Origin of the sequence: Mesorhizobium sp. WSM4307 (assembly GCF_007003945.1) — a bacterium.
GTDB lineage: Bacteria > Pseudomonadota > Alphaproteobacteria > Rhizobiales > Rhizobiaceae > Mesorhizobium.
This window is the reverse complement of sequence record NZ_VFTB01000011.1, coordinates 81,585-105,941: the sequence shown is the minus strand read 5'-3', so window position 1 is coordinate 105,941 and position 24,357 is coordinate 81,585. Positions and strand designations below refer to the sequence as shown.

Here is a 24,357-nt window from a genome sequence, read left to right as displayed (position 1 = left end):
CAAGAACATGAGCCGCGGATGCGGGTTGATCTTACGATCCGGGGACAACGGGGATCGCGCGTGAAGTCGGTATGGGTGAGAACGGGTGGATTGACACCGGCTGCGGCGCTGCTTGCGCTATCGCTTGCCGGCTGTGCGGTACTGGGCGGCAAGCCTGCGCCGCTCGACACATTCGAGCTTTCGGCGCCGTCGGTTGACGCCCGTGGCCATAGCCGCAAGCAAATCCTGATCGCCCAGCCCTCGGCGCTCAAGGCGCTGGACAGCCAGAACATCGTCATCAAACCCTCCGACCGCTCGATCCAGTATCTGAAGGGCGCGCAATGGGCCGACCGGCTGCCGGTGATCGTGCAGGCGCGGCTGGCGGAGACCTTCCAGCGTTCGGGCAGCTTTGCCGGCGTCGGCAAGCCGGGCGAGGGCCTGGCGATCGACTACCAGGTGATCGTCGAGATCCGTTCCTTCGAAGTGAGTGTCGACGGTGGCGAACATGCCGAAGTCGACCTGTTCGTGCGCCTGCTCAACGATCGCAACGGCGAGGTACGCGCTTCCAAGAGCTTCACGGCGTCCGCGCCGGTTTCGGGCAGCGGCAATCCTGCCTATGTCAGTGCGCTCGACAGCGCGTTCGGCGATGCCGCCAAACAGATCGTCCGCTGGACCGATTCGGTGATCTGAGCGCAATCCCGCCAGACGCTTCAAGCTACAAGCTGTCGAAGGCTTCCGGCTGCAGCTTTCCAGTCTTCATCAAGTGCTGCAGCGTGTAGGTGACGGACAGCGCGTCGTCGAGCGCGTCATGTCCCTGCAATGGCGGGTGTTCGACGCCATGATAGTCCGCAAGCTTGTTGCTTGGCGTCCGTGCGAGATCCTCGAGCGGCATCCCCGCCGCGATCAGCAGCTTGACGGCGTTGTCGAACCGGGTGGCGGGGATGGACGGCTGAATGCCCGCGACATAGCAACTGATGGCGATCATGTTCAGTTCGTCCTTGCCCCAGGACCAGAACCGCGCGCCACCGGAAAAGCGATCGATCCCTGCAAGGGCTTCTCCGAGCGCAACACCTTCGGTCTCGATGTTTTCCTCGGTGATGCCGGTCAGTCTGGTGAAGAACGGGTCGAGTTCGTATTTCCGGCCAAACCGATCGATCGGTCTGATATAGGTCTTGTGCGTGCCGAGCAGCGGAAAGTCGTCTTCGAGACCAAGCCTGACTGCGCCGATCTGCGCGATGACCGGGTCGGGATCGTGAGCCGCGCACCAAAACCGACGTTGCGACCCCTCGAGGCAGAGAAACTCGCAGTCGAATATGATTGCCGTCTGCACGGTCAGCCCCCTTTTATCGGCGAACCGGGCGTTTGGGTGCCTGCTTGCGGAAACGCAGAGGTTTCCGCAAGCAGATCTCGGTCGCCTGGCCGCTGACGCTTAGTGCAGGCGCCCGCTGGCGTGGGCCAGCATGGTGTAGACCTTGCCGGTGTCCGAGGTCAGGTAGGTCTGCGCCATGATGTTGTCGCGGTCGTTGCGCGAGACGTCCTTGAGCAGTTTTTCGAAGTCGTCGCAGTAACGGTCTACGGCGGCGCGGAATTCGGCCTCGCCCTGATACTTGCGGCGGATTTCGTCGAACGTCTGCTGGCCCTTCAGCGTGTAGAGCCGGCGCGTGAACACGTCCCGCTCGCCACGCCGATAGCGGTTCCACAGCTCGATCGAAGCATCGTGGTCAATTGCCCGTGCGATGTCGACGGATAGCGAGTTCAGCGATTCCACGACATGCAGCGGCGAGCGCTGGGCAGGGGCCGCGCGCGGCGCTTCCACGGGCGCCGAGGGTGCTGCCGCCGGCCTGAGATCCGCATCGTTCGACGCCGCTGTCAGGAGGTCGCGCACCCAGCCGCCCTGTGGCGTGCGGGCGCCGGCTTCGGGACGCTGGCGCGGCTCGGCCGGACGCTCGAGATCGAGCGTGCCGCGCAGCGCCGTGCCGCCCAACGGCGCCTGAGGCGTGCGAAGCTCCGGCTGCGGTGCTGCCGGCGCGCGACGTGGCGGTTCGGCGGGACGTGCTGCCGGCGCTTGCGGCGCCGGGCGCAGATTGCGTGGCTCCGAGGTGTCGCCGCCGCCGCGGCCGGACTTCGCGACGATGTCGGAAAGCTCCTTCAAGGCGTTGATCTGCTCGGAAACGGCGCGGCGGATCGCCGAGGTCGATTCCTTTGCCTCTTCCGGCATCTCGATGACGCCCTTCTTGAGTTCGGCGCGGGTGAGATCGAGTTCGCTCTTGATCGAGCTCGCGGTGCGCCGCATCTCATCGGTGGCATCGGCGAAGCGCTTGGTTGCCGAATCGACCACGTCGGTGATGGCATTGCGGATCTTGTCGGCCGACTCCATCGTCTTGCCTTCGGCGTTCTGCAGCGTCTGGCCGACGAGGTTTTCGAACGAGCGCATGACCCTTTCGAGATCCTCCGACTTCTTGACCAGACCGACGGCGAGGTCTTCGAGCGATGACTGCCTTTCCAGCGTGTGCTCGAGGTTGCTCTGGGCCGAGCTCAACAGGTCCGAGGCGCTGGCCAGGAGGCGGCTGTGTTCATCGAACTTGGTGGCGATCGAGGCCACTTCGCGCAAGGTCGACGACGACAGTTCCGTCAGCCTTGTGGTGTTCGAATCGACAAGGCGCGCCGAGCTGGCAAAGGTCTGCGCCGCCTTTTCTGTTGTCGCCGCGAAGCTCTGCGTGCTGCCGGTCAGGCGTTCGTCGACCTGACCGAGATTGACCGCGGCCTGCTCGATCAGCTGACCGAGCTGCGAGCTGGACTTGGTCATGCGGCCGATGAGATCGGCAACACTGTCGGACAGCGACGAGCGGGCGCCTTCGACCGCCGACAAGGTCTCGGCGGTGCGGTTGGCGAGCGCGTTGACCAGGGCGGCATTTTCGCTGCGCAGCTTCTCGGTGGCGCGTTCGGTGACCTCTTCCATGCTCTTTTGCAGTTCCGAGCCACCCTGGGCGAAGCGTTCGACCAAAGGCCGCGCGGTTTCGTCGAGGATCTTAGACATTTCGGCCGACCGCGCCGCGAGCATGGTGTTGAGTTCGCGGGTGTTGGCGCCGATCGTCTTGGCGGCGTCGTTGGTGCTCTGGCCGATATGCTGGCCTACAGCGGTGAAGGTCTCGGCGATCACATTGGCGCGCGAAACGAGCTGTGCCTCGGCGCTCGACACCTGCTCATTGAGCCTCTGGCCCATTGTTTCGGTGGTATGGGCGAGGCGGTTCTCGACGCTGGCGATCTGCTCCTCGACACGGGCGGCCGCAGCCGCCGCGGTCGATGCAAGACGCTCGTCGGCGCCGGCAAGTGCCTGCTCGATTTCGCGGGCGTGCACGGCCAGTTCCTGGCCGGTCTGGCGCGCACGGTCGGCGACCTTCTGCTCGGTGCTGGCGAAAGCCCCGACGATGGTCTGCGCATGCTCGCCGATCGTCGAAGAGCTGTCGGCGATGCGCGAGACCAGGCGTTGGTCGGCCTCGTCGAAGATGCGGCCGATCTCGGACGCACGGCTGGACAGAGCATCCGAACCTTCGGCGATGCGCGAGACCAGTTGCTGATCGGCAGCATCGAAGATGCGGCCAAGGTCGGTTGCGCGGGCGGCGAGCGCCTCGGCGGATTCGCCGATGCGCATGCCGAGCCGCTGGTCGGCGCTTTCGAAGTTGCGCAGGATGTCGCCGGCGCGGGCGGCCAGCGATTGTGCCGTCTCGACGGCGCGGGCGACCAGTTTCTGGTCGGCTGCGTCGAAGGTGCCGGCAATCTCGCTGGCGCGGGCCGCCAGATGATCCGCGGTATCCTGGGCCCGGGCAGCCAGCTGGTCGGCCGTTTCCTGGGCGCGGGCGGCGAGCTTCTGGTCCGCCAGCTCGAAGGTGCCGGCGATCTCGCCGGCGCGGGCGGCCAACTGATCGGCGGTTTCGTGGGCACGGGCCAGCAGCGAGCTGGAGGTGTCGTCGGCACGGGCGAGCAAGGCGTTGGACGTATCTTCCGCACGGGCGTGGAGGCGACGGTCGGCTTCCTCGAAGGTGCGGGCGATGTCTTCGGCCCGCGCCAAAAGGGCGGCGGACGTCTGTTCGGCGCGCTCGGCGATCTTGCGGTCGGCATCGCTGAAGGCCGCACCGGCCTGCTCATGCAGCGCGCTGGTGACTTCCAGGACCTTTTCGCGCAAGGCGCCGGCGACGAAGACCGCGCTCTTTTCGAGCACGCTGCGGACATTGTCGACGCCGGTCGAGAGCGCGCGCTCCATGGTTCCGGCGCGTTCCTCGATGATCCCGGTCTGACGGCTGAACGCCTGCTCGATCTTCTCTACATCGGCGGCGATTGCGGCCGAAATGTCGGTGCTTCTGGCAGCGATCTGGTCGATGTGGCCGGACAGCGAGCGGTCGACGTCCTTGCGGGTCTCTGCGAGCTTGCCGAGATCGTCTTCCAGCGCGCGGCTCAGCATGTTGCGGCCTTCGGCCAGCTTGCCGACATGGCCAGCGATGACGCCGTCGATCTCGCCGCGGCTTTCGCTCAGCTTCTGCAGGTCGGCCTCGAGGGCGCGCTTGAGAATGTCACGGCCTTCGGCGAGCTTTTCCACCTGGCCGGCCACCAGCCCGTCGATGCTGGAGCGGCTTTCGGCGAGCTTGGCGAGATCGGCTTCGAGGGCGCGTTTGAGAACGTCGCGGCCTTCGGCCAGTTTCTCCACCTGGCCGGCGACCAGGCCGTCGATGCTCGAACGGCTCTCGGCCAGCTTGGCAAGGTCGTCCTCGAGCGCCCTGGACAGGGTCGAGCGCTCCTGGACAAGCCTGTCGGCGTGGCTGCCGACCAGGCCGCTGACGCTTTCGAGGTCGGCTTCCAGCGCCTTCGACAGCGTCGAACGGTCCTGGATGAGTCGCTCGGCATGGCTGTTGACCAGGCCGTTGACGTTGTCGAGGTCGACTTCCAGCGCCTTCGACAGGGTCGAACGATCCTGGACGAGCCGATCGGAATGGCTGCTGACCAGGCTATTGACGCTTTCGAGATCGGCTTCGAGCGCCCTGGCGAACTGGGCGCGGTCGTCGACCAGCTTCTGCGACTGGTCGGCAACGGTGTTCTTGATGGTGTTGAGGTCGGCTTCGAGGGCGCGCTTGAGAATGTCGCGGCCTTCGGCCAGCTTCTCGACCTGACCAGCGACCAGCCCGTCGATGCTGGAGCGGCTGTCGGCCAGCTTGGCGAGGTCGTCCTCGAGAGCCTTCGACAATGTCGAACGATCCTGAACGAGCCTGTTCATGTGGTCGGCGATGACGCTGTTCACATTCTGCAAGTCGGCTTCGAGGACCTGCGAAAGCAGTCCGCGATCCTCCGCCAGCCTTTCCGATTGGCTCGATATGACACCCTTGATGGTGTTGAGGTCCGATTCCAGCGCGCGCTTGAGAATGTCGCGGCCCTCGGCCAGCTTCTCGACCTGACCGGCGACGAGGCCGTCAATGCTCGAGCGGCTTTCGGCCAGCTTGGCAAGGTCGGCTTCCAGCGTCTGCGACAGCAGGCTGCGGTCGTTGGCGAGTTTGACCGCATGATCGTCAAGCAAGCCCCTGATGCCAGATAGGTCGTCCTCGAGCGAACGGCCGAGTTGGCTGCGGTCATCCACGAGCTTTGCCGAATGCGCCTCGATCAGGCCCTTGATGCCGGCGATATCGTTTTCCAAGGCCTTGGCGAGCACCGCACGACCTTCGGCGATCTTCTCGACCTGACCGGCGACCAGCCCGTCAATGCTGGCACGGCTGTCGGACAGTTTGCCGAGGTCGGCTTCCAGGGCGCGCGACAGGATGTTGCGGCCTTCGGCGAGCTTTCCAACATGACCGGCGACCATTTCATCAATGATCGTGCGGGCTTGCACGAGTTTTCCGGAGTCTTCGTTGAGAGCCAGCGAAAGCCTGTTGCGGCCTTCTTCCAGCCTTTCGAGGTGGCTGCCGAGCGACGCGTCGATGGCGGCCCGCGATTCGTTGACCTTGCGCAGATCCTCTTCGAGGGCGCGCGCGATCAGGCTGCGGCCTTCGGCCAGCTTCTGCACCTGGTTGGTCACCGCGGCATCGATGCCGTCGCGGCTTTCGGCGAATTTCTCCAGGTCCGCCTGCATGGCGGCCGCCATGCGCTCGCGGCTTTCGGACAGCTTGCGGCTGTGGTTTTCGACGGCTTCCTCGATGCCGACACGGGCGTCGGCGAGCCGCTGGATGTCGCTATCGAAAGAACGCGAGACGACATGACGCGCCGCTTCCATGCGACCGGCAAAGTCGCTGGCGCGAGCCTCCAGCATGCTCGATGTCGAGGTGACGATGTCGGCCATGTCGGCGCCGATCTGGGTCTTGCCCTGATCGATCATCGCGGCCAGCGTATCCTTGCTCTCGGCGAAGGTGTGGGCAATTTCGCGGGCGCGCTCGACCAGCGTCTCGTTGATCTGGCGGGCGCGGGCCTCGAGCGCTGCGTTGAGCTTCTGCGTGCCGGTGTCCAGCGCTTCGGCGCGGGTCTGGAATTCGCTGATCAGGGCCTGACCGCGTTCGGCCAGCGTACGTTCGATGCCGTTGAGGCTGGCTTCGAATTCCGAATTGAGGGTGCGCGCGGCGCCGCCGAGCAGCGAAACCATGCCGGTGGTGCGATCGTCGAGCAGATCGGTCAGCGACCGGGTCAGGCCGTCCGTCGTATCCGTCAGCTTGGCGATGCGCGTGTCGAGCAGGCTGGCGAAGGCCTCGCCGGAGGTCGAAAGCTTGTCGGTGATGGTGTCGAGCCGGCCTTCCACCGAATCGAAGATCGACATCGAGCTTTCATTGATGCGGTCGATGAGCGTGTCGCCGGAATTGGTGATCGTCATCGACAGCTTGGTCGACGCATTGAGGATCGAGTCGCGGATGATGTCGCTGGCGGAGCCGATTTCATCCCTGAGCGTCTCATGCGCACCGGCAATCGAGGCACGGACGCGCTCGGCATGGCTGACGACCGCCTCGCGCTCGCTGCCAAGCCCGTCGACGAGCGAACGGATGCGGGTTTCGTTTTCCGAATAGGAGCGCTCGATCTGGTTGACTTCGCTGTGGACCAGCGTTTCCAGCTCCACGGCGCGGGCCAGCGTGCGTTCGATGCCTTCGCCCATGGCCGCCACCTCGCGGCGAACGGCCTGGCCGATCATCATGACGCGATCCTGCGCCATGTTTTCCGGCTCGGTCAGGCGGAAGGCCACTTCCGTCATCGACTGGGCGGCAATGCGCATGTCCTGGGCACGGCGAATCATGGCTGCGAAGGCCCAGAACAGGATGATCGGCACGATCGCCGCGACGGCGAGGCCAATCAGTTCGGGACGGGCAAGGAACTGGTCGAGGGTGCGGATCCTCCAGATGCTCGGTCCGAACAGCAGGTTGGCGAGCCCGCCGGCGCCGGCGATCCAGGCGAGCGAGACGAAGGCGACGATCCAGTAGACGGTGTTGGAGGCGCGCCTGTTGAGGCCGTGCAGGAGGGTCTTGTAATCCTTCTGGCGATCATCATTGGCCGGCGCGAAGCCCGTGGGCTGCGCGCCGTTGCCATTGCCATTGCGTGTCTCCACGGGGCGCAGTTCTGCCGGCTTGGCCTTCGGCGCGGGACTCGCGGGCTGATTGGCAATGGGGGCCTGATTGGCGGCGGGTGCCGGCTTCTGGTTGCGTCCCTCGCGTGCCAGCTCGTCGGCGGCCTGGGATATCTGCGCTTCCAGATCTTCCATCGAAGCCGCGATATCGAGATCGCCGCTGCCGATGTCGCCGCTGAGGTCGAGATCGAGCGCTTTTTCCAGTTCCCTGGCCACGTCGCTGTCGAGATTTCTCGTCGTCGTCGTTGGTTTCTTTGCCATGCCTTCGCTACCCTGTACTAGCTGCCGCGGGGCTTATAATTGTCTTTGTCGTACCCCCGCGCAGGAGGCTGAAAATGGACCCTCGTATCGTAATGACACAGGGGGGTAAAGAAAACATGCATTCCGCGGGATACGTAAAACTTTAAATATAAGGTTAACGGAACCGTGATCCGTGCGCCGCTTTCGCAACATTTTTCCGGGCCATTCATTAACCCGTTGTCCATTGGATTCGCCTAGTTTTTCAGGCGGCCGAAGAAAACGGAGTTCGAGTTCATGCGTGGCGAAAGCGGCATTGCCTTTTCAATGCCCGGAGGCGACGTCTCGGGAACCAGGCAGTCCCGACCAGTCGATTTGGCACACCTTGCCCGGCAAACGATGGGCGACCGCGCCCTCGAGCAAGAGGTGCTGGCGCTGTTTGTACAGCAGGCGCTGTCGGTACGCGACAAAATTGTCGATGCCGATCTCAAGGACCGGCTTCTGCTTGCGCATGGGTTGAAAGGGTCTGCTCGCGGCGTTGGCGCCTTCGCCATCGCCGATTGTGCCACTGAGATCGAGCGGCAGCCGGAAGACGGCCAGACCCTCAAGCGGCTCGGCAAACTGATCGACGAAGTGCGCGATTTCATCGCCGCCATCAATCGCTGACCCGGTTTGTGGAAAAACGTCACCGAGCGGCGCTTTCGCACGGCAGTTGACTTGTCTGCCGGAGTGATTATCTCGGCGGAAACTCCCTTCAGGTGACAAATGACCAAGTTGACCTTCATCGCCCATGACGGCACACAATTCGACGTGGACGCCGAAAACGGCTCGACGGTCATGGAAAACGCCATCCGCAACGCCGTGCCGGGGATCGAGGCGGAGTGCGGTGGCGCCTGCGCCTGCGCCACCTGCCATGTCTATGTCGACGAGGCCTGGACGGCGGAAGTGGGCGAGCCGGAAGCGATGGAAGAGGACATGCTGGACTTCGCCTACGACGTCCAGCCGAACTCGCGTCTGTCCTGCCAGATCAAGGTACGCGACGCGCTTGACGGCCTGGTGGTGCGGGTGCCGGAGCGCCAGGGCTAGGGCGTGTTGATATTCGGGTGATGCCGGCCTGCAAACGGCGGCTTCCTCCGGCCTTCGCCGGCCGAAGCACTTGACGAGGGATCGTGGCAGCTAGGGCTATGGCCCGGGTAGGCCGGTACTCGCATATGAAAAGTACGTTGCGCTCCGGTTCTCGGTATCAACCCTGTTTGGTCGCTTCGCGCCGTCTTCGACTCCGGCTCGGCCTGACCTGAATCTCAATATGCCTTCGGCGACGTTCCAATTTCTTTGACATTGGCTGCTTGGCAGCAGGCCACGGCTCATGCAGTCTCGCCCCATTCCCAAGGGGACCACATCGCATGACCGAAACAATCAAGACGGATGTTCTCATTGTCGGGGCAGGGCCTGTCGGCCTTTTCGCCGTGTTCGAGCTCGGCCTGTTCGACATGAAATGCCACCTGATCGATATCCTCGACAAACCCGGCGGCCAATGCGCGGAACTCTATCCGGAAAAGCCGATCTACGACATTCCCGGCTGGCCCTCGATTTCGGCGCAAGGGCTGGTCGACAAGCTGCTCGAGCAGATCCATCCGTTCAAGCCTGACTTCACCTACAACCGCATGGTCTCCAGCCTCCAGAAACTGGAGGATGGCAGCTTTCGCGTCACCACCGACGAGAACGAGGTGTTCGAGGCCAAGGTGGTGGTGATCGCCGCCGGCGGCGGCTCGTTTCAACCCAAACGCCCCCCGATCCCGGGCATCGAGCCCTATGAAGGCAAGAGCGTCTTCTATTCGGTGCGCCGGATGGAGGATTTTCGCGGCCACGACCTTGTCATTGTCGGCGGCGGCGACTCGGCGCTCGACTGGACACTGAACCTGCAGCCGGTGGCAAAAAGCGTGACGCTGGTCCACCGGCGCCCTGAATTCCGCGCGGCGCCCGACAGCGTCAACAAAATGTATGCCATGCAAGAGATGAAGCAGCTTGCGTTCAAGGTCGGCCAGGTGACCGGCCTGACCGGCGCCGACGGCCAGCTGTCATCGGCCACCATCAAGGGTGGTCCGGAAGGCGATATCGAAGTGCCATGCACACGCATGCTGCCCTTCTTCGGCCTGACGATGAAGCTCGGGCCGATCGCGGAATGGGGGCTCAATCTCCACGAGAACCTGATTCCGGTCGACACCGAGAGATTTCAGACATCGGTGCCCGGCATTTTCGCGGTGGGCGACATCAACTCGTATCCGGGAAAGCTGAAGCTGATCCTGTCGGGCTTCCATGAAGTGGCGCTGATGGCGCAGGCGGCCAAGCGCATCGTCAGCCCCGGCGAGCGGATCGTGTTCCAATACACGACCTCGTCGACCAGCCTGCAGAAGAAGCTCGGCGTGGTGGAGTAAAGACCGCTCCTATTCCGCGAGGACGGGCGCAACCGCTTCGTCGCGTCCGCGCAGCGCCTTTTCCGGCATCAGCATCATGGCGACGAGCGCCAGCACCAGGGTGATGCCGGCGGTGATGAAGATCATCACGAACGGCAAGGCTGATGCCAGCTGGACATGTGTCTGCGAACCCTCGGCGGTGAGCGGCAGGCCATAGCCGAGCGCGACCGCGCCGAGCAGGGCGACGCCCAGCGCGCCACCCAGCGTGCGCAGGAAGGTCAGCACGCCTGTCGCAACCCCGAGATGGGTTCGATCGACGGCGTTCTGGACAGAGACGGTCGCGACCGGGAATGTCGTTCCGCTGCCCAGGCCGATCAGGGTTGTCAGGATCTCGACCTCGAGCAGCGAGGCGTGTCCAGCAATGGCGCTGAGCACGCCAATGCTGACAATGGCCAAGGCGATGCCGATCATGGCGATGCGCTTGTAGTGCACGAAGCGGGGGATCAGGCGGCCGCTTGTGGCGGCACCGGCGACCGTGCCGAGCAAAAGGCCGAGCATGGCCATTCCCGATTCGCTGACGGAAAGCCCGATGACGGTTTGCAGATAGACCGGCAAGTAGACCGAAGCGCCGATATTGGCCGCCTGCAGCAGGAACATCGACAGCGCACCGGCGAGCACGATCGGATTGCCCAGCACTTCAAGCGAGATCAGCGGTTCGGCGGCCCTCATCAGTCTCAGTGCGAACAGGGCCCAGAACACGGCCGAACCGGCCACCAGCCCGAGGATTTCGTGGGAAAACCAGGGATAGGTGCTGCCACCCCAGTTGAGCGCCAGAAGCAGAAGGGCCGTGGCGATAACCAGAAGCACGGCGCCCAACCCGTCGATGCGGTGATGTTTGGCTGCGATCGGCAGCTTCTTCAGCGGCTTGTTGATGATCGCCATGGCCAAAAGCCCAAGCGGAATGTTGATCCAGAAGATCAGCGACCAGTGCAGATGCTCGGCAAAGGTGCCGCCCAGCAGTGGCCCGGCAATGCTGGCGACGGCCCAGGTGCCTGACACCCAGGCCGCATAGCGTGCGCGTTCGCGCGGCGGCACGAGGTCGCCGATGACGGTTTGCGCCAGCGCAAACAGGCCGCCGCCGCCGGCACCCTGGATCGCGCGCCCGATCACCAGCACGAACATGTTGGGGGCCATGGCGCTGACCAGTGATCCGGCGAGGAAGATGAGGATCGCCGCGTAGACGGTCGGGCGGCGGCCATAGACGTCGGAAATCTTGCCGTAGAGCGGTGCCACGGCGGTGGCGGTCAGGAGATAGCCGGTGACCATCCAGGGCAGATATTCGGCGTGGCCGAGCGCTCGCGCGATGGTCGGCATGGCGGGTGCGATGATGGTCTGGTCGAGCGCCGCCAGCAGCATGGACAGAAGGACGCCGCCGATGATGGCGTTCTTCTCGCTTTCGGTCAGCGGTGTGGCGGCAGCCGGTATGGTCTGCTTGTCGACAGCCTGGTCCATAGTCTTGTCCATGTGTTTTGCGCGCGATCCGGGTCGACGATTGGGCTTGCCTGACGCGTTCGCCGCGCGATCGGTCGTGGTGCTCGTGCCTTGAGGATTGTACTTGCCAACCCGTGATATGTCGTTCCGTTTAGGCCGATTTCGACCGCCGTTCGAAAGTTTTCCGACGCTGGCACTATGCTTCGGCCCGGTTGGCTTGCACCGGCGCCATCGAGTGCGCCGATGAAATTCAGCCAGGTGGCAGCCGGCCGTTCTCGATGCGCTGGATGCGGTAGCGCATGAGCCGCAGGATACGGCTTTCGAAATTGACGCTCTCGACGCGATCGAACTGCACCTGGGCGCGGTCGTGCCTGGCGAGAATGGCGGCGGTGATCTCGGCCGCCTTGGCCTTGGCCGCAGCACAATCCGTCCGCGGGTAGGTCGCCTTCAGCGCGTTTTCCAGCTCGCGGCCATAGTTCTTGGCGATCTCGACATGGCGTTCTTCATGGCGCTTGATGTCGGCCGACAGCGTGTCCCAGAACAGCTTCACGTCGGGATCCGCCTTGCGCGGGCGGCGCCATTCCGGAAGGATCACCTTGACCTTGACCGTCACGGCGGCGTCGGCGATCCGGCAGGAGCCAGCCTGCCTGGCGTAGCTGATCCGGGTGGTGAAGGCCATCTGGGTGGCGCCGGGGTGGCGCGAGCCCGTGCTTTTGACCTGCGGCCCATGTTTGGAGAGCTGCGTCTCGATGTCTTCGAGCGTGCTGCCGCCAATGGAAAAATAGCTGTATGTCTTGAGGAGATTGGCCGCGCCCGCCGGAACAGCGGTCACGGCAAGCAGTAGCGCGCAAAGCAGGGATCGTTTCATCATATTGCCTCTCTACCCACCTTGCGTTACGGCCGTTGCCGGCGCAACGGAATTGATCCTTTGCGGATCACACATCGTTGATGAGCCCATGGTTGATGAGCAATGACGGCGAGGCGATGGCAGCTGGCGCATGGACGTTATCTCGACCTTGGCGGCAAGGCCGTGGTCGTCGGCATCCTCAACGTCACTCCCGACAGCTTTTCCGACGGCGGACTGTTCGCTGCGCCCGAAGCGGCGCTGACCCAGGCGCGCCGGATGATCGAGGAAGGGGCACGGATCATCGATGTCGGTGGAGAATCGACCAGGCCGGGTGCCGCCGCCATCTCGGCCAGCGAGGAACAGGCGCGCGTCCTGCCGGTGATCGAGGCGCTGGTGCGCGCCGGTGACGTGCTGATTTCGGTCGACACCTATCGCGCAGACACAGCGCGGCTGGCCGTGGCTGCCGGCGCGCATATCGTCAACGATGTCTGGGGCCTGCAGCGCGAGCCCGACATCGCGCGGGTCGCCGCCGAAACCGGAGCCGGGCTCATCATCATGCATACCGGGCGGGATCGCGAGAAGCTGACCGACGTGATCGCGGACCAGTTTGCGTTCCTGGAAAAATCCCTGGAGATCGCCCGTCGTAACGGCATTGCGGACGATCGCATCGTGCTTGATCCAGGTTTCGGCTTCGCCAAGGAGACGGCTGAGGAAAATCTCGACCTGATGGCGCGGTTTTCCGAGCTCCATGCGCTTGGCTTTCCGCTGATGGCAGGCACCTCGCGAAAACGCTTCATCGGCACCGTCACCGGCCGCGATGCGGCAGACCGGGCGGCCGGAACGGCGGCGACCAGCGTCATTCTCAGGCTCAAGGGCGCGCATCTGTTTCGCGTCCATGATGTCGCAATCAACGTGGACGCGCTGGCCGTGGCGGATGCTATGCTGGCGCTTGAAACCGCCGCATCGGAACGCTGAGCCATGTATGTCATCCGCCTGAAGAACTGCGCCTTCTTTGCACGGCATGGCGTGCTCGACGAGGAGGAAGCCCTTGGCCAGCGTTTCTATGTCGACGCGGTGCTGTCGGTCGAACCCGGGCGCGCGCTTGTCGACGACGCGATCGAGGAAACCGTCAACTACGGCATTGCCTTCACGGTGATCGAGAAGATCATCACCGGGAAGCGGCGCTTCCTGATCGAAGCCCTGGCCATGGAAGTGGCAAAGGCGCTGACGGAGCGGTTTCCGCAGATCAAGAGGGCCGAAATCACCGTGCGCAAGCCGAACGCGCCGGTGCCTGGCGTGCTCGATCATGTCGAGGTGACCGTTGTCTGGCCGGAGTAACACCGTCTTCCTCAGCCTCGGCGGCAATCTGGGTGATCCGGCGGCCTCGATGGCGGCGGCGCTGCGCATTCTCGACGCCGATGCGGGCACGCGCGTCACCGCCGTTTCGTCGCTCTACCGCACTCCGCCCTGGGGCAAGCTCGATCAGCCGGATTTCCTCAACGCCGCCGCCGAACTGTCGACCCGGCTCTCGCCGCGGGCGCTGCTCGACCTCTGCCTCGACGCCGAGCGGAAGCTGAAGCGGGTGCGCGAGGAGCGCTGGGGGCCGCGCCTGATCGATATCGACATTCTGGTGTTCGGTGACCGCGTCATCCATGAGACCGGTCTGGAAGTGCCTCATCCGCGTATGCTGGAGCGCGCTTTCGTCCTGGCGCCGCTGGCCGAAATCGCGCCGGATCTTGCCGTCGGCGGGAGAAGCGTGTCGGAACGGCTCGGCGCTGTCGACGCCGCCGGAATCGAGCGGTTGCCGTCCGGCCGGGACTGGTGGCTGACCTAGCTATCAGCCGGAAAATCCGCCTTCGTCGAGAAACGCCTGCTCCTGCGGTGTCGTCTCGCGGCCAAGCATCCTGTTGCGATGCGGAAACCGCCCGAAGCGGCGGATGATGTCGCGATGCTCCAGTGCGTATTTCAGGTTGAACTCTGCCCTGGCGGTGTGCAGCTCGACCGAAATGTCCTGGTCGGCAAGGTTTTCCGCATGTTCGAACGGTAAATACAGGAACACGCGGACTTCCGGTTCCAGCGCCAGGTCATGCCCGGCAGCGACCGCTTTATGGGCAAAGTGCTTCGCCAGCGGATCGGTGGCATACATGTGGCCGGTGCCGCGGAAGCAATTGCGCGGAAACTGGTCGAGCAGGATCATCAGCGCCAGCGAACCTTCGGCATGGCCCGACCAGGCGTCGCACTCACGCCGTGCCGCGGCATAGTGCAGGTCGAGATAGCGATCGCGGAAATCGGCATCGAAAGCGTCGCTCTTCTCGAACCAAGCATCCTCGCCGGCGTCGCGCCAGAATTTGGTGACCGACAGGGCTCCGCTGTCCAATTCCATGCATGATTCCTTGGTTCAATCGGCTGTTTCGGATTTGTGCAGAACGCCAGCCGTCTCCTCGTTGAGGGCCTGACCGGGGCGGCGCGGCGTGGAGAGCGGTGTGGGAATCGGCGTGCCGATATTGCCACGCAGGAAGCGCTGGCCGGCGCGAATGCCTTCGGCGAGCTGGGTTTCGAAACGGTCGGTGTCGCGACGCCTGACGTCCTCGATCGTTTCCGCCACGTCTTCGGGATCAACGCCAAGCGATTCCAGGGCCGAGCCGCCGAAAACCAGCGCCGATTCGAAGGTCTCGCGCAGCTGATAGTCGACGCCGGCGCGAATGAGCTGCAGCGCGGTGCCGCGGTCGAAAGCCCGGGCAAGCACGGTGAGCAGCGGAAATTCGGCCTTGATCAACTGGGCGATGCGAACGGCCGCATCGGCCTTGTCGACGCAGATCAGCACGGCGCGCGCCCGGCCGGCGCCGGCCGCGTGCAGGATATCCAGCCGGGTGCCATCGCCATAATAGACCTTGAAGCCGAAGTCGGCGGCCGCCTGGATCATCTCGACATCGTTGTCGATGATCGACACATCGATGCCGCGCAGCAGCAGCGGCTGGCTGGCGATCTGGCCGAAGCGGCCGAAACCGATGATCAGCACGCTGCCGGTCAGTCCGTCGGCGACGTCGACGCCGTCGAGCGACTGCTCGTCGCGCGGGGTGACATAGCGCAAGGCGATGATCGCCAGCGGCGTCAGCACCATAGAGATGATGACGATCGCCGTCAGCATCGCGTTGGCCTGGTTGTCGATGATGCCGACGGCGGCGGCGGCTGAGTAGAGGACGAAGGCGAATTCGCCGCCTTGCGCCATGAAGACCGCGCGTTCCAAGGCTTCGCGATGGCCGGTCTTGAGGATGCGGGCGACGATGTAGATGCCGAGCGCCTTCATGATCATGTAGGCGACGACATAGATGGCGATCAGCTTCCAGTTCGCGGCGACCACAAGCAGGTCGAGCGACATGCCGACCGCAAGGAAGAACAGGCCGAGCAGGATGCCGCGGAACGGCTCGATATCGGCTTCCAGTTGATGGCGGAAGGTCGATTCCGACAGAAGCACGCCGGCCAGGAACGCGCCCATCGCCATCGACAGGCCGCTGAGCTGCATGGCAAGCGCCGATCCAAGCACCACCAGCAGTGCCGCGGCCGTCATCACCTCGCGGGCACGGGCATCCGCCAGGATGCGGAAGAACGGGTTGAGCAGATAGCGCCCCGCCAGCACCAGTCCGACGATCGCGGCAAGGCCGATGCCGACCTCGGTCAGCCGTTCCGACAGGCTGGTGTCGGCGCCGCCCGGCGCCAGGAACGCGATCAGGGCCAGCAGCGGCACGATGGCCAGATCTTCCAGCAGCAGGATGGAGACGATGCGTTGGCCTTTCGGCGAGGCGATGTCGCCGCGTTCCTCGAGAAGCTGCATGACGATCGCCGTCGAGGTCAGCACGAAACCGGCGCCGGCGACGAAGGATTGCGAGACCGGAAAACCGCCGGCCATTCCCACGCCGGTCAACAGGACCGCGCAGACTCCGACCTGCAGCGCACCGAGCCCGAAGATTTCGCGCCGCAGGCCCCAAAGCCGCGACGGCTGCATTTCCAGCCCGATGATGAACAGGAACATGACGACGCCGAGTTCGGCGACGTGGAGGATGGCTCCCGATTCGGAAAAGATACGAAGACCAAACGGGCCGATCACCACGCCGGCCGCCAGATAGCCCAGGATCGAGCCGAGGCCCATGCGTTTGAAGATGGGGACGGCGACGACCCCCGCGGCAAGCAGCGCCACCACCTGAATGAGATCGCCGCCTGATGTTTCCGCTGCCATGCCTCTTGTCCCTATGTCCTTCAGCAGTCCTTGCATGCAGTTGGAGCAGGAGGCAAGGCCAGGGAACCTGCCAGGACGGGTAGGGTGCCGACAAAGCGTGTCCCCTGGTGGAACAACGGTCTCCGCTTGCCCGTCGGACGATTGGTATGTATATTGACGTGATGACTGATCATTCGTCCTGGCCGTCTCCCGCGCCACATATTCCGATGGATGCGCTCAGCGAAGTCCTGCAAGACTTTCGCCTGAGTGGCGTCAATTATGGCCGCTGCGAGCTCCGACATCCTTGGAGCATAGAATTTCCGCAACAATCGCTGCTTCGTTTTCACTTTGTCGGTCAGGGTCCATGCTGGATCCACACCGAAGTGCAAGACTGGCAGCAGCTGCGCGATGGCGATCTGGTGCTGCTGCCACAAGGCATCACCCATCGGCTGGCCAGCGCGCCAGACGTTGCAGGCGGCTCGATCGATGATTGCCGGGTGACCAAGTTGGGGGGCAACGTCTGCGAAGTCGTACGGGAAGGCACGGGCGCGACAAGCGCCCTTTTCTGCGGCTCAATGGCCTTGGGCGCCTATGCGTTGAACCCGTTGATCACGCTGATGCCGCCTATCATCAAGGGTTGCGACGTGGCCGGCAATGACCCGGTCATTGGTCCTTTGCTGGCGGCCATGACCGCGGAGGCCGCGCAACCGCAGATGGGCAGCGCCACCATCTTGTCGCGTATGGCGGACTTGCTGACAGCCCGGCTCATTCGCTGCTGGGTCAATTGCACGGGAGCTTCGACGACCGGTTGGCTCGCCGCCATCCGCGACCCCAATATTGGCCGCGCTTTGGCAGCCATGCACAAAGACCCCGGCCATAACTGGACGCTCGAAAGCCTCGCCAGCCTGGCAGGCCAGTCGCGCTCCATTTTCGCCGAGCGCTTCAGCGCTGTATTGGGAGAAGGCGCGGCACACTATCTCGCCCGTTTGCGCATGCAGCTTGCCCGCGAGTTGTTGGGGCAAAACGGTTTGTCGGTGGCCGAGGTTGCTACCCGCTTGGGCTATGATTCCGAGGCATCCTTCGCTCGCGCCTTCAAGCGCATCACCAATGTCTCCCCTGGCGTTGTGCGCCGCACAATTCCCGGACGAATAGACATGAATTTCGGATTCTAAGATACATTTCATCCGACCGGACTCGGTTATGAAGATCTCCAAACTTTGGAGATACGTCCGTGACAGACACAACATTACAGCTTGAAGACGCGGCGATAGACGTTGATGCGGCTGCGCCGGCCAGGTGGGGCGCAACCACCTGGTTCGCGGTCATTTCATTGGCCGCCACCAGCTTTGCTCTGGTGTCAGCCGAATTTCTGCCGGCAGGTCTGCTGACGCCCCTGGCGCGCGATCTCGGTATCAGTGAAGGAACAGCCGGACAGGTCGTCACCGCCACAGCTTCTGTCGGCGCCGTGACGGCCATGTTGAGCAATGTTCTCATCGGCCGATTGAACCGCAAGGCAGTGCTGGTTGGTCTCAGCGCCTTGGCGGTCGGTTCCAACATTCTTGCGGCGCTGGCGACCGATTTCTGGTTATTGTTGCTGGGTCGGGCCGGACTGGGGATCGCACTCAGCGCTTTCTGGGCACTTTCGGTCGCCGTGGTGGCGAGGCTGGTTGGCGCCAATGCGACTGGGCGGGGCATGGCTATCGTCACCCTCGGCGTCTCGCTCGCAACCATTGCCGCACCGTCGATGGGCGCGTTGATCAGCGACTGGCTGGGTTGGCGCAGCGCCATGGCCATGACAGCGGGGTTGGCCTTGCTTGCCATGCTGCTGCAGTTGCTTAGCCTGCCGTCCTTGCCTGCAACGGCAAGCAATAGTCTTGCAGACGTCCTTCGTCTGACACGGAGACGTGGCGTTCAACTTGGTATGCTTGCCATCCTTTTGCTGATGACGGGACATTTTGCCGGATCGGTCTATGTGCGTCCCTTTCTCGAACATGTGACGCACCTTGCAACCGGGCCAATTGCCCTGGCGTTGCTCGGATTTGGCATCGCCGCGGTGATCGGCAATATTGCCGGTGGCCGCATGGCCGACGCCAATATCCACGTGGCTCTCGTGGTCACCGCCGCATTGATGGCGTTTGCGGCGCTGTCATTGGTGCTTTGGGGCGTGCACATTGGCGTTGCCTTTGGCTTCGCGACGCTGTGGGGCTTCGCCTTCGGCATGGCGCCGGTGGTGTTGCCGACAAATCTGTCTCGCGCAGCGCCGGACGCGCTGGAAGCGGCGGGCAGCCTGATGGTCGCCTCTTTTCAGGTCGCCATCACCATCGGCGCGGTTGTCGGCGGCTATGTCGTCGACACCTATGGCCCTACAGCGCCTTTGACCGTGACTGCCATCCTTGCAGCATCGACAGCCGTATTGGCGATGTTACAGCCGCGCAGCTGAACTTTGCCGCCGCTGACGCGGGCAGCCCGAATCCGGCCCGGATAATATTGCAGACGCGTTACACAAGTTTACGCAATGCGCGCGTTGCTTGTTGCCACAATCGAAGGCTAAGGACGCTCGGCTTCGGCCATTGGAGGGTGAGCGACGATCAAGTCGCGCCCTTTTGAGGAGATGACTGACATGAAGAAGTTTTTGCTTGTTGCCGTCGGCCTGGCGGTGCTTGCGGGTTCGGCCTGTTCGAAGGCGCCGGAATGCACGGCCGAGATCGCGACCAAGAAGGCACAGGATATGGCCGCCGCACTGCAGGAAGCGATCACCAAGGATCCGTCCAAGGCGGCTGACCTGACCGCCAAGGTCCAGGCGGTGACAACCAAGTACCAGGGCACCACGACACTCGCCGACGCCTGCAAGGCGTATGACGAGGTGACGGCCGCCATCAAGGGCTAAGCGCCTTTCGACTGGTTCAAAAGGGGGCGGTGGCGATGGGCCGCCGCCTCTTTGCTTTTGGGGATGTGTTTGGGGGTAGGGCGCGATAATGCGCTCAGTTCGGGGCGATGGAGCCGACTTCGACGGCATCGACGCGCTTCAGGCTCATACCAATGACCGGCACCAGCTGATCCTGGACCCGCACGGCAACCGTCACGGTCATCGAATTGTCGTCGGGAATACGGGCTTGCATGACGCCGCGCAACTGGTTGCGGTTGATGGTGAAGACCACCTTGCGGGCATCGACGACGTTGCCGCCGATGATGTCCAGGCCCGCACCGTCAGCGCCCCCCATGAAGGAACCCTTGTAATCGCGGCCCTTGCGTTCGATCTTGGCCGACATCTGCTGGGTGAACATACCGACCCGGCAGCCGCCATCCAGAGTCATGCCCATCTTGCCGTCCGGCGTGGAGCCGGTGAAGCTGCAGTTGAATTTCGTGCCCTTGTACTTGCCGGCGACGATTTCGCCCGGGCCGACCCATTTGCCTTCGGCCGACTGGAAGAACTGCTTGTCGGGCTCTGCGGCGGAAGCCTGCGAGGCGAGACCGACGACTGCTGTGATCGCAACGGCCAGGGGCAGGACGCTGGACAGAATTACGCTTTTCATCGACGACACCCGGCAACAAAGAGGCTGTTTGGAACCGGTTCGACCATGAAGAAGATTGGTTAATGCTTCGTCACTGCGGGGCCTCGAAACGGCAATCCGCTCATCGTTAGGAAGAACAGGACGCTATTTGCCGGAGCCCGTGGTTTCGGTGTCCTTCTTCGCGGCAAACGATGTCAATGCCGAGAGGAAATCGCCCAGTCCCGGGCGCTTCGCGGCGCTGAAGGGCAGGGGACGCGCGGTTTCCATCGCCGCGATGCCGATGCGCGCAGTCATCATGCCGTTGACGACGCCCTCGCCAAGCTTGGCCGAAAGCCGTGCCGCCAGGCCATGGCCGACGATCTGCTGGACGAAACTGTCGCCGACGGCGATCGAGCCGGTGACCGCCAGATGTGCCAGCACGCTGCGCGCCAGGCGGAAGAACCCCAGCGTTCCCGGGCGTCCGCCATAGAGTTCCGAGAGACGGCGAATGAGGCGTCCGGCCTCGAACACGACATAGGCGACATCGACGAGCGCGCGCGGGCTGACCGCCGTCACCAGCGAGACGCGTTTGGCGGCTTCGAGAATCATCACCTTGGCCCTGGCATCGAGGGGGCCGAGGATTTCCGCTTCAGCCAGACGCACCAGATTGCCGCCGTCGATGATTTCGCCGCGCAGTTCGGCCAGGGCGCGCCGGCCGGCCGCGGTCTCGGGCTTGGCCGCGACGAAAGCCGAAAGCTCGTCGACCACCGATCGTGCCGCCTTGGGGTCGTCGCGCGCGATGGCGTCGAGCGCGCGTTTTTGCAGTTTCTCGACTTCGGCAAGGCGGGCGATCGCCAGGAATTCGCGAATCATGATCACCACAAGCGCCAATATGGCGATCGCTGCCATGCCGGCGGCCAGCCAACCCAGCCATTCGGCGCGGGCGAAGAGATCGCGAATCAGCTGGTCGGTCCACAGGCCGACAGCCAGCGAAACCAGCACGCCGATCGCGCCGAAGAGGATGCCGCCGAACAACGAGCGTTTCCTGGGGGCGACCGCCGGTGGCGGTTCGGCGGCAACGATGTCGGGTTCGTCGAAGACGTCGACTTCCGCCGGTATGACCAGCGCGACATCGGTCTTCAGCCCGCGGGGTTTGCGCGGGGGCTCGGCCTGCCGCGTCTTTGACGCCTCTTGTGTCGGCGCGGCCTCCGGCTCGATGCGGAAGGCCGCCGGTTTGCGGGGCGCGGTCATGCCAGATGGTCTCCGATCAGGAACTGCAAGGCACGGTCGAGCCGGATATGCGGCAGAGACAACGTGACACCTTCGGCCGTGCGTTCGAGTTTTGGCGGGCGGAATCGGACAAAGCGGATTGCCGGGTCCGTGGAATCTTGCCTGTGGTCGGGTCCTGAGACGTCGAACATCGCATCAATCTTCTCCGGTAAGTCACCGGGAAATATGGCAGTTTCGGTCTTTCCATCGAACGTTTCACCGTTGATCTTCTCGCCGGCGATCGGCGTGCCGATGATGACAGGCAACGCCTCACGGCCTTGCTTGACCGTGCCTTCGCGGGTCGCGCGCACCGCCGCCATGGCGACCACGTCGACGTCGGCGCCGGTGAAGTTCGCTCGCGCCACGGCGCGGTCGGCCAGCCGCCGCACGATCGCCTGCAACCGGTCATGGCTTTCGTGGTGCAGGTGATCGGCCTTGGTCGCGGCGACCAGGATGCGATCGATGCGCCGCGAAAAGAGGTCGGTGAGGAAGCTGCCCCGGCCGGGACGAAAGCAGCCGAGGATCTCGGTCACCGCACGCTCGAGGTCGGCCATGGCGCCGGGGCCGGCGTTCAACGCCTGCATGGCGTCGATCAGGACGATCTGGCGATCGAGGCGGGTGATGTGTTCGCGGAAGAAGGGTTTGACGACATGCGTCTTGTAGGCCTCGTAGCGCCTCTCCATCATGGCGTGCAGCGATCCCGGGCGCTGGCGCCTGTCGAGGCCGGCCAGCGGTGCGAAGGTCAGCGCGGGCGAACCTTCGAGGTCGCCAGGCATCAGGAAACGGCCGGGCGGCAGGGTCGAAAGCGCGCGCTCGTCGAGCTTGCAGGCCTTGAGATAGGCGGCGAAGCTTTCGGCGAGGCGGCGGGCGGTCATCTCGTCGGCGTCGGCATTCGGGTCGATTTCCGCCGAGATTGCCCGCCAGGCCCGCGAAAGGTCCTCGCGCACCGGCAAAGTGGCCATCTCCACGGCCTCGCGTGAAAAATCGGCGAAGGACTTGCCGAGCAGCGGCAGGTCGAGCAGCCATTCGCCGGGATAATCGACGATGTCGACCGACAGTTTGCCGGATGAGAACATACGGCTCCAGCCGGAGGCCGATTCGTATTCGATGGTCAGCCGCAGTTCCGAAATAGCGCGCGTGGAATCGGGCCAAGCACGGTCGTTGACCAATGCAGCGATATGATCCTCGTACTGGAAGCGCGGCACGGCGTCGTCGGGCTGCTCTTCCAGGAAGGCGCGGGCGATACGCCCGGATTTCTGTGCCTCGAACAGCGGCAGGCGTCCGCCGTGGATCAGATTGTGGACCAGCGCGGAGATGAACACCGTTTTGCCGGCGCGCGAAAGGCCCGTCACACCCAGCCGCAGCGAGGGGGAAAAAAGCCCGGTGGCGCGTCCCGACAGCGTATCGAGGGCAATTCTTGCCTCGTCGGTGAAGGTGGTCAGCGATGATGCCAAAATGTGATCTCTCGGCGCTGCGGTCCGTCCGATATAGGCGTTGGAACCCGGCTTTGAAATGGCGCCGGAAATCGATGCCGAAGCAATTCCAGGAAAGTGCGGAGCGGTTTTCCCGTCCGAAATCGCGCCAAAACAGAGAGTTAGAGATCGGCCGGTGTCAGGAACGCCTCGAGATAACCCGTTTCTTGGGCCGCTTTGGTCAGATCGTCGAGGAAACGCACGACCGCCAGGCCCGAGGTCGGGAACCCATGGTTGAGCATGGCACGCGCCGTCTCGTCGCCATCGCCTGACACTGCCATGGCAAGATCCTCCGTCATCGGATTGTGACCGATGACCAGCAGTGACCCCGGCCCGCCATGTTCCCGGATGAGGCGGAGATAGCCGGCCGCGTCTTCGCTGTAGAGCGTGTCGAAAAACAGCACCTTGCCGGTGTCGGTCTGGCCGGCCAGCCCTTCGAGCGTTTCCTTGGCGCGCCGGGCGTTGGAGCACAATGTCAAATCGGGGACATAGCCACGGGAGCGCATGGCAGCGCCCATCGTCTCGGCATCGGCGCGGCCGGATGCATCAAGCGGTCGATCGAAATCGCGCATGCCGGGCAGCGCCCAGCCAGCCTTGGCGTGCCGCAACAGATAGAGCCTGCTCACCCAACCTCCGATGATGCCGAAGCCGCGGCACGATTAGCCACGAGAAGGGCGCCGCGCACAATGGCCCCTTGTTCTTCCTCGCAAAGAATCATGCGGCACTTTCTCCATCGAATCAGCGACATCTCGCCCCAATGGGTGCCGCGGGGGCACTTTAACAATTGCGTGAGTCGGTGACTGATTGCGCTTGTGCAGGCGTCGGGCGGCGAATATATAAGCGCCAAATTTGGGGCAGTTTGGGTGAGTCGAATGAACGACATCGTTACCGCCGATTACGTACCCTCCGAAGACGAGCCGTTCATGAACGAGCGGCAGAAATCCTACTTCCGCCTGAAGCTCGTCACCTGGAAAAATGACATATTGCGCGAAGCGCGCGAAACTCTCGAAATCCTGCAGCAGGAAAACGCCAACCACCCCGACCTCGCCGACCGCGCCTCTTCCGAGACAGACCGCGCCATCGAGCTCCGGGCTCGCGACCGTCAGCGCAAACTCATCGCGAAGATCGATTCGGCGCTGCAGCGCATCGACGAAGGCACTTACGGCTACTGCGAGGAGACCGGCGAGCCGATCGCGCTGAAACGGCTCGACGCCCGTCCGATAGCCACCTTGTCGATCGAAGCGCAGGAACGGCATGAGCGCCGCGAAAAAGTCTATCGCGACGACTGACGCATTGCTTCTGGACTGCATCTCAAGGCAGTTACAAGTGAAGTCATTGTCAAAAATGGCCGGGCTTTCCGGC

Annotated in this window: 21 protein-coding genes; 11 read left to right on the top strand and 10 right to left on the bottom strand. The window is 63.7% G+C overall.

Features of this window, described 5'->3' with window-relative positions; all coding sequences use genetic code 11:
* The first annotated feature begins 18 nt into the window (after positions 1 to 18).
* The gene (locus tag FJV83_RS26050; protein WP_095775353.1) at positions 19 to 669 is read left to right on the top strand and encodes an ABC-type transport auxiliary lipoprotein family protein; all 651 of its coding nucleotides are present in this window, start codon (positions 19 to 21) and stop codon (positions 667 to 669) included.
* Positions 670 to 694: 25 nt separating this feature from the next.
* On the opposite strand, the gene FJV83_RS26045 is transcribed toward FJV83_RS26050, so the two are convergent.
* On the bottom strand, positions 695 to 1,309 hold the full coding sequence (locus FJV83_RS26045; RefSeq protein WP_142886247.1) for a 3'-5' exonuclease: 615 nt from the start codon (positions 1,307 to 1,309) through the stop codon (positions 695 to 697).
* A gap of 99 nt (positions 1,310 to 1,408) precedes the next feature.
* The gene (locus tag FJV83_RS26040) at positions 1,409 to 7,822 is read right to left on the bottom strand and encodes a kinesin (protein WP_142886246.1); all 6,414 of its coding nucleotides are present in this window, start codon (positions 7,820 to 7,822) and stop codon (positions 1,409 to 1,411) included.
* A gap of 273 nt (positions 7,823 to 8,095) precedes the next feature.
* Between FJV83_RS26040 and FJV83_RS26035 the strand changes: the two genes are divergently transcribed.
* The 3 genes from FJV83_RS26035 to FJV83_RS26025 all read left to right on the top strand — a co-directional run bounded on the left by FJV83_RS26035 (position 8,096) and on the right by FJV83_RS26025 (position 10,233).
* A complete protein-coding gene (locus FJV83_RS26035; protein ID WP_032930394.1) occupies positions 8,096 to 8,464 on the top strand; it encodes an Hpt domain-containing protein in 369 nt (122 codons plus the stop codon).
* Positions 8,465 to 8,563: 99 nt separating this feature from the next.
* Positions 8,564 to 8,884 (top strand): 2Fe-2S iron-sulfur cluster-binding protein, encoded by a 321-nt coding sequence (locus FJV83_RS26030; protein WP_010909663.1) that lies wholly within the window; start codon positions 8,564 to 8,566, stop codon positions 8,882 to 8,884.
* Between the two features lie 317 nt (positions 8,885 to 9,201).
* Positions 9,202 to 10,233 carry an NAD(P)/FAD-dependent oxidoreductase gene (locus FJV83_RS26025; RefSeq protein WP_095775356.1) on the top strand — a complete coding sequence of 344 codons (1,032 nt, stop codon included), beginning with the start codon at positions 9,202 to 9,204 and terminating at the stop codon, positions 10,231 to 10,233.
* Between the two features lie 9 nt (positions 10,234 to 10,242).
* On the opposite strand, the gene FJV83_RS26020 is transcribed toward FJV83_RS26025, so the two are convergent.
* Entirely contained in the window at positions 10,243 to 11,736 is a 1,494-nt protein-coding gene (locus FJV83_RS26020) for an MDR family MFS transporter (RefSeq protein WP_246691924.1), read from the bottom strand.
* Positions 11,737 to 11,953: 217 nt separating this feature from the next.
* A complete protein-coding gene (locus FJV83_RS26015; RefSeq protein ID WP_095775357.1) occupies positions 11,954 to 12,574 on the bottom strand; it encodes a DUF922 domain-containing Zn-dependent protease in 621 nt (206 codons plus the stop codon).
* A 99-nt stretch (positions 12,575 to 12,673) separates the two neighbouring features.
* Between FJV83_RS26015 and folP the strand changes: the two genes are divergently transcribed.
* Genes folP through folK form a run of 3 tightly spaced genes read left to right on the top strand, consistent with a single transcriptional unit; the run spans position 12,674 to position 14,384 of the window.
* On the top strand, positions 12,674 to 13,525 hold the full coding sequence (folP, locus tag FJV83_RS26010; protein WP_142886245.1) for a dihydropteroate synthase: 852 nt from the start codon (positions 12,674 to 12,676) through the stop codon (positions 13,523 to 13,525).
* Between the two features lie 3 nt (positions 13,526 to 13,528).
* Positions 13,529 to 13,888: a dihydroneopterin aldolase gene (folB, locus tag FJV83_RS26005; RefSeq protein ID WP_095775359.1), complete on the top strand. Its 360-nt coding sequence runs from the start codon at positions 13,529 to 13,531 to the stop codon at positions 13,886 to 13,888.
* Positions 13,872 to 14,384, top strand: coding sequence for a 2-amino-4-hydroxy-6-hydroxymethyldihydropteridine diphosphokinase (folK, locus tag FJV83_RS26000; RefSeq protein WP_142886244.1), 513 nt, complete (start codon positions 13,872 to 13,874; stop codon positions 14,382 to 14,384). Before folB ends, folK begins: the two co-directional genes overlap by 17 nt.
* Before the next feature lie 3 nt (positions 14,385 to 14,387).
* Here folK and FJV83_RS25995 read toward each other — a convergent pair whose 3' ends face one another.
* Positions 14,388 to 14,933, bottom strand: coding sequence for a DUF924 family protein (locus tag FJV83_RS25995; RefSeq protein WP_142886243.1), 546 nt, complete (start codon positions 14,931 to 14,933; stop codon positions 14,388 to 14,390).
* Between the two features lie 15 nt (positions 14,934 to 14,948).
* Complete coding sequence (locus FJV83_RS25990) at positions 14,949 to 16,784, bottom strand: monovalent cation:proton antiporter-2 (CPA2) family protein (protein WP_142886242.1); 1,836 nt, start codon at positions 16,782 to 16,784, stop codon at positions 14,949 to 14,951.
* Positions 16,785 to 16,945: 161 nt separating this feature from the next.
* Between FJV83_RS25990 and FJV83_RS25985 the strand changes: the two genes are divergently transcribed.
* The 3 genes from FJV83_RS25985 (at position 16,946) to FJV83_RS25975 (ending at position 19,650) form a co-directional block, all read left to right on the top strand.
* The gene (locus FJV83_RS25985; protein ID WP_185973410.1) at positions 16,946 to 17,935 is read left to right on the top strand and encodes an AraC family transcriptional regulator; all 990 of its coding nucleotides are present in this window, start codon (positions 16,946 to 16,948) and stop codon (positions 17,933 to 17,935) included.
* A 59-nt stretch (positions 17,936 to 17,994) separates the two neighbouring features.
* A complete protein-coding gene (locus FJV83_RS25980) occupies positions 17,995 to 19,203 on the top strand; it encodes an MFS transporter (RefSeq protein WP_095775364.1) in 1,209 nt (402 codons plus the stop codon).
* A gap of 180 nt (positions 19,204 to 19,383) precedes the next feature.
* Positions 19,384 to 19,650: a hypothetical protein gene (locus FJV83_RS25975; protein ID WP_019858327.1), complete on the top strand. Its 267-nt coding sequence runs from the start codon at positions 19,384 to 19,386 to the stop codon at positions 19,648 to 19,650.
* A 94-nt stretch (positions 19,651 to 19,744) separates the two neighbouring features.
* Here FJV83_RS25975 and FJV83_RS25970 read toward each other — a convergent pair whose 3' ends face one another.
* The 4 genes from FJV83_RS25970 to FJV83_RS25955 form a co-directional block, all read right to left on the bottom strand.
* A complete protein-coding gene (locus tag FJV83_RS25970) occupies positions 19,745 to 20,296 on the bottom strand; it encodes a hypothetical protein (RefSeq protein ID WP_095775365.1) in 552 nt (183 codons plus the stop codon).
* 123 nt (positions 20,297 to 20,419) lie between these two features.
* Entirely contained in the window at positions 20,420 to 21,505 is a 1,086-nt protein-coding gene (locus tag FJV83_RS25965) for a YcjF family protein (RefSeq protein ID WP_142876840.1), read from the bottom strand.
* Positions 21,502 to 22,977, bottom strand: a complete 1,476-nt coding sequence (locus tag FJV83_RS25960) for a YcjX family protein (RefSeq protein WP_095775367.1) — start codon at positions 22,975 to 22,977, stop codon at positions 21,502 to 21,504. The genes FJV83_RS25965 and FJV83_RS25960 overlap by 4 nt, the downstream gene beginning before the upstream one ends.
* Before the next feature lie 140 nt (positions 22,978 to 23,117).
* Positions 23,118 to 23,621 carry a histidine phosphatase family protein gene (locus FJV83_RS25955; protein WP_095789692.1) on the bottom strand — a complete coding sequence of 168 codons (504 nt, stop codon included), beginning with the start codon at positions 23,619 to 23,621 and terminating at the stop codon, positions 23,118 to 23,120.
* A gap of 246 nt (positions 23,622 to 23,867) precedes the next feature.
* Between FJV83_RS25955 and dksA the strand changes: the two genes are divergently transcribed.
* The gene (gene dksA, locus FJV83_RS25950; protein ID WP_010909647.1) at positions 23,868 to 24,284 is read left to right on the top strand and encodes an RNA polymerase-binding protein DksA; all 417 of its coding nucleotides are present in this window, start codon (positions 23,868 to 23,870) and stop codon (positions 24,282 to 24,284) included.
* The last annotated feature ends 73 nt before the right edge of the window (positions 24,285 to 24,357 follow it).